We start from the raw sequence: 14,850 nt of genomic DNA, 5'->3' as shown, positions 1-14,850 counted from the left end.
CCCCTCCCACATTGGAATTTCGTGCACCAGACAGATCGCGGTAGCTGGCGCCGGGGTGGTTTGGACCCAACCTTGCACCGTCGCCAAACAACTTCTCGCGCAAGGTGCCCTGGGCGTATTCGGTCTTGTATACGCCACGCTTTTGCAACTCCGGCACCAGCCACTCCACGGCGTCGATAAAGGTCTCGTGGGTCAGTGCATAGGCCAGGTTGAAGCCGTCCACATCGGTGTCTTCCACCCACTCCTGCAACAGGTCGGCGACGGTTTGCGGACCGCCGACAAACAGTGGGCCAAAGCCGCCGATACCGACCCAGTCGGCCAGTTCATTGGGTGTCCAGACCTTGTTCGGGTCCGCCGTGGAGAAGGCTTCCACCGCCGATTGAATCGCATTGGTGTGTACGTGCTTGAGCGGTTCGTCCGGTTTGAACTGGCTGAAGTCGATACCGGTCCAGCCGGAAATCAGCGCCATCGCGCCTTCGTAGCTGACGTAGGATTTGTACTCGTCGAACTTGGCTTTGGCCTTGGCATCCGTTTCGTCGACGATCACCGTCTGCAGGTTGAAGATCAGGATCTTCTTCGGATCGCGCCCCGCTTCAGCGGCACGGCGACGAATATCGGCCACGGTTTTTTTCAGCAATACCTTCGACGGTGCGGCGACGAACACGCATTCGGCCTGCTCGGCGGCGAACTGTTTGCCACGGCTGGACGCGCCGGCCTGGTACAGCACCGGCGTGCGTTGCGGCGACGGTTCGCACAGGTGAATGCCGGGCACTTGGAAGTGCTTGCCGACGTGGCGGATCTCATGGATTTTGCTCGGGTCGCTGAAGATGCGACGCTCACGGTCGCGCAGCACCGCGCCCTCCTCCCAGCTGCCTTCCCAGAGCTTGTAGCAAACTTCGAGGTATTCCTCGGCATAGTCATAACGCGCATCGTGTTCGGTCTGGGCTTTCTGGCCGAGGTTCTTGGCGCCGCTTTCCAGGTAGGACGTGACGATGTTCCAGCCGATGCGGCCCTTGGTCAGATGATCGAGGGTCGACAGCCGGCGCGCGAACGGATACGGATGCTCGAAGGACAGCGACGCGGTCAGGCCAAACCCCAAGTGTTCGGTGACCAGCGCCATCGGCGCGATCAGCGACAGCGGATCATTGACCGGCACCTGGGTAGCCTGGCGAATCGCCGCGGCGCCGTTGCCGTTGTACACATCGTAGATGCCCAGCACGTCGGCGATAAACAGGCCGTCGAATTTGCCACGCTCCAGGATTTTTGCCAGGTCGGTCCAGTAGTCCAGGTCCTTGTACTGCCACGAACGGTCACGCGGATGCGCCCACAGGCCGGGCGACTGGTGGCCGACGCAGTTCATGTCGAAGGCATTCAAGCGGATTTGGCGGGCCATCAAAGCACTCCGTTGAGGTGGTAGTTGCCGACAACCTGGTATTTCCAGCGCAACGGGTCATCGAGGGTCGACGGCAGCGCGGTGCGTTGACCGGTCAATTCGAACTCACCGTTGCTGGCGGCAATCAGGGCCTCGGCGGCGGCGATCTGCGCTTCGGTGGCGGCCACCGGGCTGGGGTGGGTGTCGGCGCGTTCAAGCAGCGCGGCGGCCACGTCGACGCGGATCTGCAAGTCGCCGAAACGGCTGATCACGTAGGGGTCGTCGCTTTTCTCAACGTGACGACGGGTGCTGTCCAGCAGTTGGCGGGCGAGCGTCAGTGCGGTCATGGGTCAGGCTCCTCAGTTCCAGGCGTGGCGCGCGGGCTTTACGCCGTTGAGCACGTAGTTGCCGATCAGGTGGTATTTCCAGCGGGCCGGGTCGTGCAGGGTGTGGGTGCGTGCGTTGCGCCAGAAACGGTCGAGGTTGTGCCTGGCGGTGACCGAGCGGGTGCCGGCCAGTTCGAAGAGTTTGCTGCTGGCGAGCAAGGCGGTTTCGGCCGACAGCACTTTGGCCTGGGCGACGACCAGCGAAGCGTGGGCCACGGTGTCTTCATTCGGTTCGGCCAGGGCCTGGTCGACCGCGATGCCGGCCTTGGCGAGGATGGCTTCGGTGCCGTGCACGCGCCATTCCAGGTCGCCGATGGCGGCAATGGTGAACGGGTCCTGCCAGCCGTGATCCTGTTGGCTGTCGATCCAGGGCCGCGCCTGGCGGGCATGGACTTTGGCGTGTTCAAGGGCCCCAAGGGCAATGCCGGTATCGACCGCCGCCTGGATGATTTGCGAAATCGGCCCGTCGGCCGTGGGTTGGTCAAAGGCCAGGTGGGCGGGGATCACCGCGCTCAAGGGGACGGTCACGCCGTCGAGGGTTACGCCGCCGCTGGCGGTGGTGCGCTGGCCGAAACCGTCCCAGTTGTCGATCACGGTCAGGCCGGGGGCATTGCGTTCGACCAGACCGATAAAGACCTGGCCATTTTCGTTGCTGCCCGCGGTAGGCACGATATGCGCGAACAGCGCGCCGGTGCAGTAGAACTTCTCGCCGTTGATCTGGGCGGTGTCGCCGTGAAAGCGGATCTGGGTATCAAAGGTGCCGGCGTTTTTGCTCTTGGCCTCGGAAAAGGCATTGCCGAAACGGTAACCCGCCAGCACCTTGGCGAAGTAAAAGCGCTTTTGTTCCTCGGTGGCGGTTTGCAGCAGGAGGTCCACCACACCCAGGTGGTTCTGCGGGATCTGCCCCAGGGACGGATCGGCAGCGGAGATCAACTTGATCACCTCGGCCACCGTCACATAGGACACCCCGGCGCCGCCGTAGGCCTTGGGCACGGTGATGCCCCACAGGCCGCTGGCGGAGAACTCGTCCAGTTCAGCGAAAGGCAGGCGCCGCTCGCGGTCGCGCACGCTGGCCTCGACGGCAAAACGCTCGGCCAGGCGCGTGGCGACTTCGATGGCCTCCGCGTCCGAGCGAATGATATGGGCAGGGTGTTGAGGGTGGGCTGACATGGGCCGACTCCAGGCTCCGAGGGAATACCGGAGTGATTGCAGGAGTCGTGCCTGAACTTAATCGTCAATAAAATCAGCGATTTGCTGGTAAATCGGCGCCGCAGAGCGCGGCTTTAAACCAGCAAACTGCACATCCACTGTTGCCTGGCGGACAGTTAGATCACCACGTTGCGAACGAAGCTCACGGCGACGTCACCTTCATTGCGATAGCCATGCACCTGGCGGCTGGCAAACATGAAAAACTCACCGGCGGCGACCTGTTTTTCTTCATCTCCCAGCAGCAGGGTCAGGCATCCTTCGAACACGAATAACTGCACGCTCCAGCCTTCCGGGTCGGGGTCCGGGCTGTAGCAATCACCCGGTTCCAGACGCATTTCCCATAACTCGACTTCACGTCGCGCAGTGGCCTTGGCCAGCAGCACCGCTTTACTGCCGGGGATATCACCGGCCCAGGCCAGCTCATTGATGCGACTGTGGTCGGGCGCATCCGGCGCCTGGATCAAGTCGCTGAAAGCCACCTCCAACGCTTCGGCCACGCGGTCGAGGGTGGACAGGCTGACGTTCTTCTCGCCGGCTTCGATGGCCACCAGCATGCGCCGGCTGACGCCGGACTTTTCCGAAAGCGCGGTCTGGCTCAGGTCGGCGGCGTGGCGCAGGCGACGAACGTTCTGGCTGACGTGCTGCAGGACCGAGGCCCGTTGTGGATTTTCTTTGTGCACTATATTGCTCAATGGGTGGGTGTGCGCAGTATACTGCCCAGCGTGCGGCGCATTGTGCGGTCCGTGCCTTTCCCATGCAAGACCAGAGCCGCCATGACTGCCCCGACCTCCCCTTCGCGTTTCAACCGCTTCAGCAAAGCCGAATGCATCCTGGTGTTTATCACCATGATCTGGGGCGGTACGTTTTTGCTGGTACAGCATGCCATGACCGTCAGCGGGCCGATGTTTTTCGTGGGCCTGCGCTTTGCGGCGGCGGCGATCGTGGTCGGGTTCTTTTCCCTGCGCACCCTGCGCGACCTGACCCTGTTCGAGCTGAAGGCCGGGGTGTTTATCGGCGTGGCGATCATGTTCGGCTACGGCCTGCAGACCATCGGCCTGCAAACCATCCTGAGCAGCCAGTCAGCGTTCATCACCGCGCTGTATGTGCCGTTCGTGCCGTTGCTGCAATGGCTGGTGCTGGGACGTCGTCCGGGCTTGATGCCCAGCATCGGCATCATGCTGGCGTTTGCCGGGTTGATGCTGTTGACCGGGCCGACCGGGGCATCGCTGAATTTCAGCCCCGGCGAAATCGCGACCTTGATCGGCGCCATCGCGATTGCCGCGGAAATCATCCTGATCAGCGCATTTGCCGGGCAGGTGGATGTACGTCGCGTCACTGTGGTGCAACTGGCCACGGCATCGCTGCTGTCGTTCCTGATGGTCGTGCCGATGGGCGAGGCATTGCCGGGGTTCTCGTGGTTGTTGCTGTTCAGTGCGGTGGGCCTGGGCTTGACCAGCGCGGTGATCCAGGTCGCGATGAACTGGGCGCAACAGAGCGTTTCGCCCACGCGAGCCACGTTGATTTATGCCGGCGAGCCGGTATGGGCCGGCGTGGTGGGGCGGATTGCCGGGGAGCGTTTCCCACCAATTGCGATGCTGGGGGCGGTGTTGATTGTGCTGGCGGTGATTGTGAGTGAGATGAAGACCAAGGGGCAGAAGGCGGTTGACTTGGCCGATGCGTTGGAACAAAAGCGCCAGGGATAGCCTCCAGATACTGTGGTGCCTGTAATATTGCCATCGCGGGCAAGCCCGGCTCCCACAGGAGTCGGCATTCCAATTCTGCGAATTTTGAAACAGTGCCAAATAGGAGTTTTCGTCCTACCTTGTAGGATCCTGCCACATCTTGCCGTTTGGTGATCACGAAAGCGGCACGTATGATGCATCCCAAACTCCCGCAGATTAGAAGCCTATGTCCCTGATAGTTCTACTGCTTCTGCCTTTTATCGGCAGCTGTCTGGCGGCCTTGCTGCCGCACAACGCACGTAATACCGAATCCCTGCTGGCCGGCCTCGTGGCGCTGGTGGGGACTGTTCAAGTTGCCCTGCTCTACCCCCAGGTCGCCTATGGCGGCGTGATCCGCGAAGAATTCATGTGGTTGCCCAGCCTGGGGCTGAACTTCGTGCTGCGCATGGATGGCTTCGCCTGGTTGTTCTCGATGCTGGTGCTGGGCATCGGCACGCTGGTGTCGCTGTATGCGCGTTACTACATGTCGCCGGAAGACCCGGTGCCGCGTTTCTTCGCGTTTTTCCTGGCGTTCATGGGCGCCATGCTCGGGCTGGTGATCTCCGGCAACCTGGTGCAGATCGTGTTCTTCTGGGAACTGACCAGCCTGTTCTCGTTCTTGCTGATCGGCTATTGGCACCACCGCGCGGACGCACGACGCGGTGCCTATATGGCGTTGATGGTCACCGGCGCGGGCGGTTTGTGCCTGCTGGCGGGGGTGATGCTGCTGGGGCATATCGTCGGCAGCTATGACCTGGAGCAGGTGCTGGCGGCGGGCGATCAGATTCGCGCGCACTCGCTGTACCCGGTGATGCTGGCCCTGGTGCTGATCGGCGCGTTGAGCAAGAGCGCGCAGTTCCCGTTCCACTTCTGGCTGCCCCACGCCATGGCGGCGCCGACGCCGGTTTCGGCCTATCTGCATTCGGCGACGATGGTGAAGGCCGGCGTGTTCCTGCTGGCCCGCCTGTGGCCGTCGCTGTCGGGCAGCGAAGAATGGTTCTGGATCGTCGGCGGCGCCGGCGCCCTCACCCTCCTCCTCGGCGCTTACTGCGCCATGTTCCAAAACGATCTCAAGGGCCTGCTGGCCTACTCCACGATCAGTCACCTCGGGCTGATCACCTTGCTGCTGGGGCTCAACAGCCCGCTGGCCGCCGTCGCGGCAGTGTTCCATATCCTCAACCACGCCACCTTCAAGGCCTCGCTGTTCATGGCGGCGGGCATCATCGACCACGAAAGCGGCACCCGCGATATCCGCAAGCTCAGCGGCCTGGTGCGGCTGATCCCGTTTACCGCGACCCTGGCGATGGTGGCCAGCGCCTCCATGGCCGGCGTGCCGTTGCTCAATGGTTTCCTGTCCAAAGAGATGTTCTTCGCCGAAACGGTGTTTATCTCGGCGACAAAATGGGTGGAAATCGCCCTGCCGGTGATTGCGACCATTGCCGGCACCTTCAGCGTGGCCTATGCCCTGCGCTTTACCGTGGATGTGTTCTTCGGCCCGCCCGCCACCGACCTGCCGCACACGCCCCACGAACCCCCACGCTGGATGCGTGCGCCGGTTGAGCTGCTGGTATTCACCTGCCTGCTGGTGGGGATCTTCCCGGCCCAGGTGGTCGGCTCGATCCTCGCCGCCGCCGCGTTGCCGGTGGTCGGCGGCGTCCTGCCGCAGTACAGCCTGGCGATCTGGCACGGCTGGAACGCGCCGATGATCATGAGCCTGGTGGCCATGACCGGCGGCGTGGTGCTTTACCTGATGCTGCGCAAACAGCTCAAGCGCGGTCGCTTCAAATACCCGCCGGTCATCAGCTATTTCAACGGCAAACGTGGTTTCGAACGCTGCCTGGTGGTGATGATGCGCGGGGTGCGCAAGATCGAAAAACGCATCAGCACCAAGCGCCTGCAGACCCAGTTGTTCCTGCTGGTGATCGTTGCAGTGATCGGCGCCATGATCCCGATGTTCAACAGTGGCCTCACCTGGGGCGACCGGCCGAAGATCCCCGGTTCCGTCGTGTTCGTGACCCTGTGGCTGCTGGCGATTGCCTGTGCCCTGGGCGCCGCCTGGCAAGCCAAGTATCACCGGCTGGCGGCCCTGACCATGGTCAGCGTGTGCGGCCTGATGACCTGCGTCACCTTCGTGTGGTTCTCGGCACCGGACCTGGCGCTGACCCAGTTGGTCGTGGAAGTCGTCACTACGGTGCTGATCCTGCTCGGCCTGCGCTGGCTGCCACGGCGGATAGAAGAAGTCTCGCCACTGCCCAGCTCGTTGCGCAAGGCACGTATCCGTCGCCTGCGTGACTTCCTGTTGTCCACCGTGGTCGGTGGCGGCATGGCGTTGCTGTCCTATGCGATGCTGACGCGCCAGACCCCCAACGATATCTCCTCGTTCTACTTGAGCCGCGCCCTGCCCGAAGGCGGCGGCAGCAATGTGGTGAACGTGATGCTGGTGGACTTCCGTGGCTTCGATACCCTGGGCGAAATCACCGTACTCGGCGCCGTGGCGCTCACGGTCTACGCCCTGCTGCGCCGCTTCCGTCCTTCGAAGGAAAGCATGCAACTGCCCGCGCAACAGCGCCAACTGGCGCCGGACGTGGCCACCGACCTGGTCAACCCGCGCCAGGCCAATGACACCGCGCTCGGCTTCATGATGGTACCGGCGGTGCTGGTGCGCCTGCTGCTGCCGATTGCGCTGGTGGTGTCGTTCTACCTGTTCATGCGCGGCCACAACCAACCGGGCGGCGGCTTTGTCGCGGGGCTGGTGATGTCGGTGGCGTTTATCCTGCAATACATGGTCGCCGGCACCCAATGGGTCGAGGCGCAGATGAGCCTGCGGCCAATGCGCTGGATGGGCTTCGGCCTGCTGTCGGCGACCCTCACCGGGCTCGGCGCGCTGTTTGTCGGGTACCCGTTCCTCACCACCCACACCTGGCATTTAAGCCTGCCGCTGCTGGGGGATATTCATATCGCCAGCGCATTGTTCTTCGACGTCGGCGTGTACGCCATGGTGGTTGGCTCGACGCTGCTGATGCTCACGGCCCTCGGCCACCAATCGGTGCGCGCGCACAAACCGGGCAACCAGCCCAAAGCCGTTGCCGCCACAGAAGGAGCCGCCTGATGGAAGAAGTCATCGCAATTGCCATTGGGGTCCTGGCGGCCTCGGGCGTGTGGTTGATCCTGCGCCCGCGGACGTTCCAGGTGGTGATGGGCCTGTGCCTGTTGTCGTATGGCGTCAACCTGTTCATTTTCAGCATGGGCAGCCTGTTCATCGGCAAAGAGCCGATCATCAAGGACGGCGTGCCGCAAGACTTGCTCAACTACACCGACCCGCTGCCCCAGGCCCTGGTGCTGACGGCCATCGTGATCAGCTTCGCCATGACCGCGCTGTTCCTGGTGGTGCTGCTGGCCTCCCGGGGCTTGACCGGGACGGACCATGTGGATGGCCGGGAGCCCAAGGAATGAGTGGGATCAATCAACTGATCGTCGCGCCGATCCTGCTACCGTTGCTGACCGCCGCGATGATGCTGATGCTCGGCGAAAAACGTCGTCCGCTCAAAGCCAGGATCAATCTGTTCTCCAGCCTGATCGGCCTGGGCATTGCCGTATTGCTGCTGTACTGGACGCAACAGGACGGCCCCGGTTCGATTGGCGTGTACCTGCCGGGCAACTGGCAGGTGCCGTTCGGCATCGTGCTGATGGTCGATCAACTATCGGCACTGATGCTGGTGCTCACCGGGATCATCGGCGTAAGCGCGCTGCTGTTCGCCATGGCCCGCTGGGACCGTGCCGGCACCAGTTTCCATGCATTGTTCCAGATTCAGATGATGGGTCTGTACGGCGCCTTTCTTACCGCCGACCTGTTCAACCTGTTCGTGTTCTTCGAAGTGCTGCTGGCGGCGTCCTACGGTTTGATGCTGCACGGCTCCGGCCGCGCGCGGGTGTCGGCAGGGCTGCATTACATCGCGATCAACCTGCTGGCGTCGTCGCTGTTCCTGATTGGCGCGGCGATGATCTATGGCGTCACCGGCACGCTGAATTTCGCTGACCTGGCGTTAAAAATCCCGCTGGTGCCCGAAGCTGACCGTGGCCTGCTGCACGCCGGCGCGGCGATCCTCGCGACGGCGTTCCTGGCCAAGGCCGGCATGTGGCCGCTGAACTTCTGGCTGGCGCCCGCCTACTCCTCGGCCAGTGCGCCGGTGGCGGCGATGTTTGCGATCATGACCAAGGTCGGCGTGTACACCGTGCTGCGTTTGTGGACCCTGCTGTTCTCCGGCCAGGCCGGGGCGTCGGCGCTGTTTGGCGGCGACTGGCTGGTGTATGGCGGCATGGCGACCATCGTCTGCGCGGCACTGGCAATGCTTGCAGCGCAACGCCTGGAGCGCATGGCCAGCTTGAGCATTCTGGTCTCCGCCGGGATCCTGCTGTCGGCGGTGGGTTTTGCCCAGCCGAGCCTGACGGCGGGGGCGTTGTTTTATCTGGTCAGCTCCACCCTGGCATTGAGCGCGCTGTTCCTACTGGCCGAGTTGATCGAACGCTCACGCTCGGCCAACGACCTGCCGCTGGATGAAGAAATCGATGCGCTGCCCAAGGCCATGGAATCGCTGCATCCACGGCCGGGCGTGAACCTGGATGACGAGCAGAAAGCCGTGGTCGGCCAGGTGATCCCCTGGACCATGGCGTTCCTGGGCTTGAGCTTTATCGCCTGCGCCCTGTTGATCATCGGCATGCCGCCGCTGTCCGGGTTTATCGGCAAGCTCAGTTTGTTGAGTGCGCTGGTCAACCCGCTGGGCCTGGGCAATGCCGTGGATGAGCCGATTCGCCCGGCGGCCTGGGGCCTGGTGGCGCTGCTGATTTTGTCCGGGCTGGCCTCGCTGATCGCGTTTGCGCGCCTGGGCATCCAGCGCTTCTGGACACCGGAAGAACGCCCCTCGCCCTTGCTGCGTCGCTACGAGTGCCTGCCGATCTTCCTGCTGCTGGGCCTGAGTATTGCGCTGACCTTCAAGGCCGAACCGCTGATGCGCTACACCCTCGCCGCCGCCCAGAACCTGAACAACCCGGAACGCTACGTGATGGCCGTCATGGCCACGCGCCCGGTGCCGAGCCCCGAAGCCAAGACCGCCGCACGGGAGGTACAGCCATGAGACGCCTGTTTCCTGCCCCGTGGTTGTCGTTGGCGCTGTGGGTACTGTGGCTGGTGCTGAACCTGTCCGTCAGCCCCGGCAACCTGCTGTTGGGCGCGCTGCTGGGGTTCCTTGCACCGCTGATGATGGCGCCGCTGCGTCCGCAACCGATCAGGCTGCGCCGTCCCGGTGTGATCCTGCGCCTGTTCCTGTTGGTCGGCCACGACGTGATCGTGTCCAACCTGCAAGTGGCGTGGGGCGTGCTGACGTGCGGCTCGCGACCACCGCGTTCGCGCTTTATCAAGATCCCCCTGGACCTGCGCGACGCCAACGGCCTGGCGGCGCTGTCGATGATCACCACCGTGGTGCCCGGCACCATCTGGTCGGAACTGGCCCTGGACCGCAGTGTCCTGCTGTTGCATGTATTCGATCTGGATGACGAAGCGTCCTTCATCGAACATTTCAAAAGCGCCTACGAACGGCCCCTGATGGAGATCTTCGAATGAGCGCTCTGCTCGCCAATGCGATCCTGTTCAGCCTGTTCCTGTTCTCGGTGGCCATGGTGCTGACCCTGATCCGCCTGTTCAGAGGCCCGTCCGCACAAGACCGGGTACTCGCGCTGGACTACCTGTACATCCTGGCCATGCTGATGATGCTGGTGCTGGGCATTCGTTACGCCAGTGACACCTACTTCGAAGCGGCGCTGCTGATCGCGCTGTTCGGCTTCGTCGGCTCGTTTGCCCTGGCCAAATTCCTGCTGCGTGGGGAGGTGATTGAATGATGCCGTTGTGGGTGGAAGTGATGGTGGCGGTGCTGCTGGTGCTCAGCAGTGTGTTTGCGCTGATTGGCGCGATTGGGTTGTTGCGGCTTAAGGACTTTTTCCAGCGTATGCATCCGCCGGCACTGGCCTCGACGTTGGCCGCGTGGTGCGTGGCATTGGCGTCGATCATTTACTTTTCGGTGCTCAAGTCCGCGCCGGTGCTGCACGGATGGTTGATACCAATTCTGCTGTCGATCACAGTGCCGGTGACTACCCTGCTGCTGGCGCGCACGGCGTTGTTCCGCAAGCGTATGGCAGGTGACGATGTACCGGCCGAGGTCAGCAGCCGACGCTAACCTCACCTTCTTACCTTTCTAGCTCAGCTGCTCACACAGGAATGCACTGCTGGCAATCCTGGAAGTCGGATGGAATGCCAGCACTCGCGTTGCCACCAGCAGATAGGCGACTTCTTCAGACGACATGAAAGCCATCCCCCCCATAAGTTCGAAGGCGCGCGTGCCAATACGGTTGACCGCTTCCTGCACCGAGAAACGTGTGGCCTGAGCACGCGCCAGGTCAGCACGCAAGAATCGGTTTTCATCTATCGACGTTGCCAACCCTTGCAATGCCATCGTCGCCCCTTGCAGATCGATCAGCAACAGCGCCCGGTCCTCCGCCGAACCTTTACCCGCCGTCAGTGTGCACGATGCCAACGCGGATGCCATGCCCAGATAGGACGCTGAAGCCAGCAACTGGAACCAGATCGCAAACAAATGGTTACCCGTTCCCTGTTGATCCTCACCGAGCTGCTCATCCACGGTTTTGCTGAAATGCATCATGGACTCAGGAACAACCAGATTGTTGAACCGGACCTCGTGACTGTCAGCCGCCTGCAAATGCGGAACAGACCAGAACTTCTTGCGCTCGATACATGGATCGCCCGCCAGCCCCGCACCAATGCCAAGATACATGTGACCTTCTGGATCAACATAGTTGACACCAAACGTGATCACGTCGAAATGATGGGTCATGGTGCAAGGCTTCTTGCTGCCATTCACCACGTAACCCTCGATGGTTTTTTCCACGGCCATGGTCGAGGCCAGGATATCCGAATGCGCGCGGCCTTCGGCGAACCCGGACGCAACCAACAAGCCGTTGCGTGCAACGATGCTCAGTAGCCCCTCAAGGTCAGGAAAGAAATGACTGGCCGCCATCATGCCTGCGACGGTGTGGTGGTGCATGGTCATCATCACTGCCAGCGAAGGGCAATGTGCGCCGACCCACGTATGCAACTGCGCCAACTTGCGTGCACTGACACCCCCTCCACCCAGCGCCTCAGCAATGGCAAGCCCAGGCCGACCCACTGTTCGAAACAGATCAGCCAATCGTTGAGACTCTCCTCGCTCAAGGTCCAAAAACGATGCGGACTCAAGAAAGGATGCTATTTGCGGGACCAGCTCAAACGCCGTATTTCGCTCTTCCGTTAAAAACATACTGTTCAAACCCTTCAATAATTCTTAATGCCCAACTCGCTGAATACAGTACGGCTATTCACTTCAAGTAGTGGCGCGCATAACGCTGATCCAAATTCGATAACGGCAACAACATAAAGAAATCAGCTGTCTGAAAATCGGTGTCCCGGGCAGGTTCGCCACACACCCAGGCACCGCTGCGTAAATAGCCTTTTAATAAAGGCGGCATGGATGCAGGTTTTTCGGCTTTAACTTCATGAACCGCAAACGGCACATAGGGTGTGACACGATATTCAGGCGGCGCAAATTGTTCGGGTGTAAACGAATGATAGATTGCTGATGCATGATGACCGCCATCCGCCAAACTGACGCTGGCACACCCCATCAAGTAATTACATCCTTCACGCTGCATATAAGTTGCCAAGCCCGACCATAGCATCATGATGACGCTACCGCTTCGGTAGTCAGGGTGCACGCAGGCATGCCCTGCTTCGATAGTATGAGCACGTAGAGGGTCCAATCGGCTCAGGTCAAATTCTTTTTCTGAATAGTGGTGCCCCATGTGTCGGGCAGCCGTTGGGCTCATGACACGATACGTACCGACCACACGGCCAGTAGTAGTATCTCGCACCATCAGATGGTCGCAATAGCTATCAAACTCGTCGACATTCAATGCTTGCGCATTTGCAAGTGCCGGCGTCTGGAATGTTTCATTGAAAACTTTATAACGAAGGGCTTGTACCTCTCGCAGTTGCTCTCGCGTATTGACAAGGCCAATACTCAACTTGCCGATATGGGGCGGCAAGCCTGAGTCTGCCTCCCTGGTCTGTGTGAGCGTTTGCATATACGTCCCCTTCTTATTACGCCAAGTAACAAGCAACATTACCTACCCTTCTTAAAGGGGGACTGTAAGGAAACTCTGAAACCCAGGGGTTAATTCGCCAAGACTAAAACCGAGGGAACAGTCAGTGCTTTGATCGTAGAGAAACCTCCGAAAGTGTTTTAGCGGTTGCCGCTCGGAAGATGCCAGCCTAATCTTCGGCGGTCGCTGCAAATTCAGCGAACGGGTTTCGCAGCCAGGTTAAGCTCTAGACGCACAGCGTCCACCTCAAGACAGCGGACGCTTTTTCATCTCGGACAAGAATCGAATATTCCTACATCCCGCTCGCACTGAAAAAGGCGAAACATCCGATATTTCCTATTTACATTTTTCCGTATGTTTGTGGCAAATACATCAGGGAATTTACATCGATGGCTAACCACGGCTACATGTCTATTAACGGGAAATCTCAGGGCCTGATCTCCGCCGGCTGCTCAACCCAAGACTCTATTGGCAACAAATGTCAGGAGGGGCACAGGGATGAAATCATGGTGATGTCCTTCAACCACAATATGCTCAACACCGGCAACGTCAGAGCGTCCACTCACGGCCCTGTGGTCATCACAAAAAGCATTGATAAATCCTCGCCCTTGCTGGCCGTGGCGTTATCCAACAGAGAAGAACTGAACTGTGTCATCAACTTCTATCGAATCTCACAGTTTGGTCGGCACGAAAAATACTACACCGTCGATATAAGGGGCTGCATCATTGCCAGCCTGACCGTCGATGTGCCGCATTCTGTCCTGCTGAACGATGTGGAAGCACAGGAACATCTAGCGATTCGCTATCGAGAGATTATCTGGACACATCACATCGCGGGAACCAGCGACTATGGCACATGGGAAACCGGGCGATGAACTCAAAGAACAAAAATCAAGCGCCTACTTTCTATGACTTGGGGGTAGTCAGCCAAGCCGCTGCAAAACTAACCAATTACGCGTGTGCAATCAGTGCCCAGCATCTACAGGATGGCGTTACTCGGTCAATATTCAATCGAGAGGTGGCCTATTACGCTCGTAGTATTGTCAGGGATGTAGAGCAAGGGGAGAAGACAGTCGCAGAGGGACTGATCGAGATTAAAAAAGAGCAGCGTAGCCTGCTGAATCAGTCATTGGAAGTTGGAGAAAAAGGAATAGGTGTTGTCGCTGGCGCGCTACAAATGGCTACGGGTGCGGGCATTTGCTACGCATCGATTGGCACTCTCTGTCTCATCGCGGGCGTGCCGTTGATGGCCCACGGTGCAAACAATGTTTATGAAAATGGACGCAATCTGATGACAGGCCAATCAGATACTTCCGGCCCTGTTCGTAACGCATACCAGGCGGCAGCATCTGCCATGGGCCATGGTGAGCGAGAGGCTAACATAGCCTATGGTGCAGTTGATATTGGGCTGTCTGCCTACAGCGTTGCGAGACGTGTGCTAAAGCCAGATGCTTGGCGCTTGTTCAGATATCTCGACACAGACCGCATACAAGCCTACAAAACCATGCACCCAATTTCATTGACGACTGAGGCGGCTGTAGACGCAATGACACTAAAACAAATACATAAAGAGTTCAAAAATGATTGAGTGGGCTTTCCCGGCGTTTTCAGTTCTGGGTCTGCTATTCGCCTACGGTACAAAAGTAATTCTTTCCAGTAAAAAACTCGGATACACCAAATTCTACGTAGGCTTTGCAATAAATATGTTCTTCATGGTCACGCTCTTAGAAGCTGTTAAATTTGATGAATATTTATATTTCGGAAGCTGCCCCGAACTCATTGACACCTACCCATCAATCGGTTGGTTCGCACTCGTATGTTTCTTTCTGCATACTCTAGCGCTCCCAGTAAAGCGGGATTTAAACTGGTGGTGGAAACGTTAATGGTGCACTGCTATTTCGCTTTCAAAAAAACGCGAACCAGTCGGGGCGTTTTTTCATTCAGCAATCAACGATCA

Annotated in this window: 16 protein-coding genes; 10 read left to right on the top strand and 6 right to left on the bottom strand. The window is 59.8% G+C overall.

Translation table 11 applies throughout. From position 1 onward, the window contains the following. The 4 genes from JWR98_RS24095 to JWR98_RS24080 form a co-directional block, all read right to left on the bottom strand. The coding region (locus JWR98_RS24095) for an LLM class flavin-dependent oxidoreductase (protein ID WP_205491408.1) at nucleotides 1–1,393 on the bottom strand (1,393 nt) is incomplete at its 3' end. Further along, nucleotides 1,393–1,719: an acyl-CoA dehydrogenase gene (locus JWR98_RS24090; protein ID WP_205491407.1), complete on the bottom strand. Its 327-nt coding sequence runs from the start codon at nucleotides 1,717–1,719 to the stop codon at nucleotides 1,393–1,395. The genes JWR98_RS24095 and JWR98_RS24090, both read right to left, overlap by 1 nt. Before the next feature lie 12 nt (nucleotides 1,720–1,731). Then, nucleotides 1,732–2,928, bottom strand: coding sequence for an SfnB family sulfur acquisition oxidoreductase (locus tag JWR98_RS24085; RefSeq protein ID WP_205491406.1), 1,197 nt, complete (start codon nucleotides 2,926–2,928; stop codon nucleotides 1,732–1,734). Nucleotides 2,929–3,083: 155 nt separating this feature from the next. After that, the gene (locus JWR98_RS24080) at nucleotides 3,084–3,647 is read right to left on the bottom strand and encodes a helix-turn-helix domain-containing protein (RefSeq protein ID WP_205491405.1); all 564 of its coding nucleotides are present in this window, start codon (nucleotides 3,645–3,647) and stop codon (nucleotides 3,084–3,086) included. 93 nt (nucleotides 3,648–3,740) lie between these two features. Here JWR98_RS24080 and JWR98_RS24075 point away from each other — a divergent pair, with 93 nt between their 5' ends. The 7 genes from JWR98_RS24075 (at nucleotide 3,741) to JWR98_RS24045 (ending at nucleotide 10,915) form a co-directional block, all read left to right on the top strand. Then, nucleotides 3,741–4,670 carry a DMT family transporter gene (locus tag JWR98_RS24075; RefSeq protein WP_078733732.1) on the top strand — a complete coding sequence of 310 codons (930 nt, stop codon included), beginning with the start codon at nucleotides 3,741–3,743 and terminating at the stop codon, nucleotides 4,668–4,670. 205 nt (nucleotides 4,671–4,875) lie between these two features. After that, entirely contained in the window at nucleotides 4,876–7,797 is a 2,922-nt protein-coding gene (locus tag JWR98_RS24070; protein WP_003174761.1) for a monovalent cation/H+ antiporter subunit A, read from the top strand. Continuing rightward, entirely contained in the window at nucleotides 7,797–8,141 is a 345-nt protein-coding gene (locus JWR98_RS24065; RefSeq protein WP_003192163.1) for a Na+/H+ antiporter subunit C, read from the top strand. The genes JWR98_RS24070 and JWR98_RS24065 overlap by 1 nt, the downstream gene beginning before the upstream one ends. Then, nucleotides 8,138–9,820 (top strand): monovalent cation/H+ antiporter subunit D, encoded by a 1,683-nt coding sequence (locus JWR98_RS24060; protein ID WP_205491404.1) that lies wholly within the window; start codon nucleotides 8,138–8,140, stop codon nucleotides 9,818–9,820. Before JWR98_RS24065 ends, JWR98_RS24060 begins: the two co-directional genes overlap by 4 nt. Continuing rightward, a complete protein-coding gene (locus tag JWR98_RS24055) occupies nucleotides 9,817–10,305 on the top strand; it encodes a Na+/H+ antiporter subunit E (RefSeq protein ID WP_205491403.1) in 489 nt (162 codons plus the stop codon). Before JWR98_RS24060 ends, JWR98_RS24055 begins: the two co-directional genes overlap by 4 nt. Beyond that, complete coding sequence (locus tag JWR98_RS24050; RefSeq protein WP_078733736.1) at nucleotides 10,302–10,580, top strand: K+/H+ antiporter subunit F; 279 nt, start codon at nucleotides 10,302–10,304, stop codon at nucleotides 10,578–10,580. The genes JWR98_RS24055 and JWR98_RS24050 overlap by 4 nt, the downstream gene beginning before the upstream one ends. Beyond that, the gene (locus JWR98_RS24045) at nucleotides 10,577–10,915 is read left to right on the top strand and encodes a Na+/H+ antiporter subunit G (RefSeq protein WP_078733737.1); all 339 of its coding nucleotides are present in this window, start codon (nucleotides 10,577–10,579) and stop codon (nucleotides 10,913–10,915) included. The genes JWR98_RS24050 and JWR98_RS24045 overlap by 4 nt, the downstream gene beginning before the upstream one ends. An 18-nt stretch (nucleotides 10,916–10,933) precedes the next feature. Here the strand turns inward: JWR98_RS24045 and JWR98_RS24040 are convergent, their stop codons facing one another. Together JWR98_RS24040 and JWR98_RS24035 are read right to left on the bottom strand one after the other, a co-directional pair. Beyond that, complete coding sequence (locus tag JWR98_RS24040) at nucleotides 10,934–11,944, bottom strand: acyl-CoA dehydrogenase family protein (protein WP_205491401.1); 1,011 nt, start codon at nucleotides 11,942–11,944, stop codon at nucleotides 10,934–10,936. Nucleotides 11,945–12,110: 166 nt separating this feature from the next. After that, the gene (locus tag JWR98_RS24035) at nucleotides 12,111–12,875 is read right to left on the bottom strand and encodes a GNAT family N-acetyltransferase (RefSeq protein WP_078733793.1); all 765 of its coding nucleotides are present in this window, start codon (nucleotides 12,873–12,875) and stop codon (nucleotides 12,111–12,113) included. 407 nt (nucleotides 12,876–13,282) lie between these two features. Here JWR98_RS24035 and JWR98_RS24030 point away from each other — a divergent pair, with 407 nt between their 5' ends. The 3 genes from JWR98_RS24030 to JWR98_RS24020 are packed head-to-tail and all read left to right on the top strand — an operon-like array spanning nucleotide 13,283 to nucleotide 14,776. After that, complete coding sequence (locus tag JWR98_RS24030; protein WP_205491399.1) at nucleotides 13,283–13,768, top strand: Hcp family type VI secretion system effector; 486 nt, start codon at nucleotides 13,283–13,285, stop codon at nucleotides 13,766–13,768. Continuing rightward, nucleotides 13,765–14,481, top strand: a complete 717-nt coding sequence (locus JWR98_RS24025) for a DUF4225 domain-containing protein (RefSeq protein ID WP_078733739.1) — start codon at nucleotides 13,765–13,767, stop codon at nucleotides 14,479–14,481. Before JWR98_RS24030 ends, JWR98_RS24025 begins: the two co-directional genes overlap by 4 nt. Further along, on the top strand, nucleotides 14,474–14,776 hold the full coding sequence (locus JWR98_RS24020) for a hypothetical protein (protein WP_078733740.1): 303 nt from the start codon (nucleotides 14,474–14,476) through the stop codon (nucleotides 14,774–14,776). The genes JWR98_RS24025 and JWR98_RS24020 overlap by 8 nt, the downstream gene beginning before the upstream one ends. The last annotated feature ends 74 nt before the right edge of the window (nucleotides 14,777–14,850 follow it).

This window comes from Pseudomonas lactucae, from assembly GCF_016937615.1.
GTDB classification, from domain to species: domain Bacteria; phylum Pseudomonadota; class Gammaproteobacteria; order Pseudomonadales; family Pseudomonadaceae; genus Aquipseudomonas; species Aquipseudomonas lactucae.
The sequence above is the reverse complement of the archived record's forward strand: the minus strand, read 5'-3'. Positions and strand labels throughout refer to the sequence as shown.

Bases quoted from the DNA above. Each gene is read 5' to 3' on its own strand.
- JWR98_RS24035 (WP_078733793.1), bottom strand. From the start codon at position 12,875: ATGCAAACGCTCACACAGACCAGGGAGGCAGACTCAGGCTTGCCGCCC.
- JWR98_RS24050 (WP_078733736.1), top strand. From the start codon at position 10,302: ATGAGCGCTCTGCTCGCCAATGCGATCCTGTTCAGCCTGTTCCTGTTC.
- JWR98_RS24045 (WP_078733737.1), top strand. From the start codon at position 10,577: ATGATGCCGTTGTGGGTGGAAGTGATGGTGGCGGTGCTGCTGGTGCTC.
- JWR98_RS24070 (WP_003174761.1), top strand. From the start codon at position 4,876: ATGTCCCTGATAGTTCTACTGCTTCTGCCTTTTATCGGCAGCTGTCTG.
- JWR98_RS24075 (WP_078733732.1), top strand. From the start codon at position 3,741: ATGACTGCCCCGACCTCCCCTTCGCGTTTCAACCGCTTCAGCAAAGCC.
- JWR98_RS24020 (WP_078733740.1), top strand. From the start codon at position 14,474: ATGATTGAGTGGGCTTTCCCGGCGTTTTCAGTTCTGGGTCTGCTATTC.
- JWR98_RS24025 (WP_078733739.1), top strand. From the start codon at position 13,765: ATGAACTCAAAGAACAAAAATCAAGCGCCTACTTTCTATGACTTGGGG.
- JWR98_RS24030 (WP_205491399.1), top strand. From the start codon at position 13,283: ATGGCTAACCACGGCTACATGTCTATTAACGGGAAATCTCAGGGCCTG.
- JWR98_RS24055 (WP_205491403.1), top strand. From the start codon at position 9,817: ATGAGACGCCTGTTTCCTGCCCCGTGGTTGTCGTTGGCGCTGTGGGTA.
- JWR98_RS24090 (WP_205491407.1), bottom strand. From the start codon at position 1,719: ATGACCGCACTGACGCTCGCCCGCCAACTGCTGGACAGCACCCGTCGT.
- JWR98_RS24085 (WP_205491406.1), bottom strand. From the start codon at position 2,928: ATGTCAGCCCACCCTCAACACCCTGCCCATATCATTCGCTCGGACGCG.
- JWR98_RS24060 (WP_205491404.1), top strand. From the start codon at position 8,138: ATGAGTGGGATCAATCAACTGATCGTCGCGCCGATCCTGCTACCGTTG.
- JWR98_RS24065 (WP_003192163.1), top strand. From the start codon at position 7,797: ATGGAAGAAGTCATCGCAATTGCCATTGGGGTCCTGGCGGCCTCGGGC.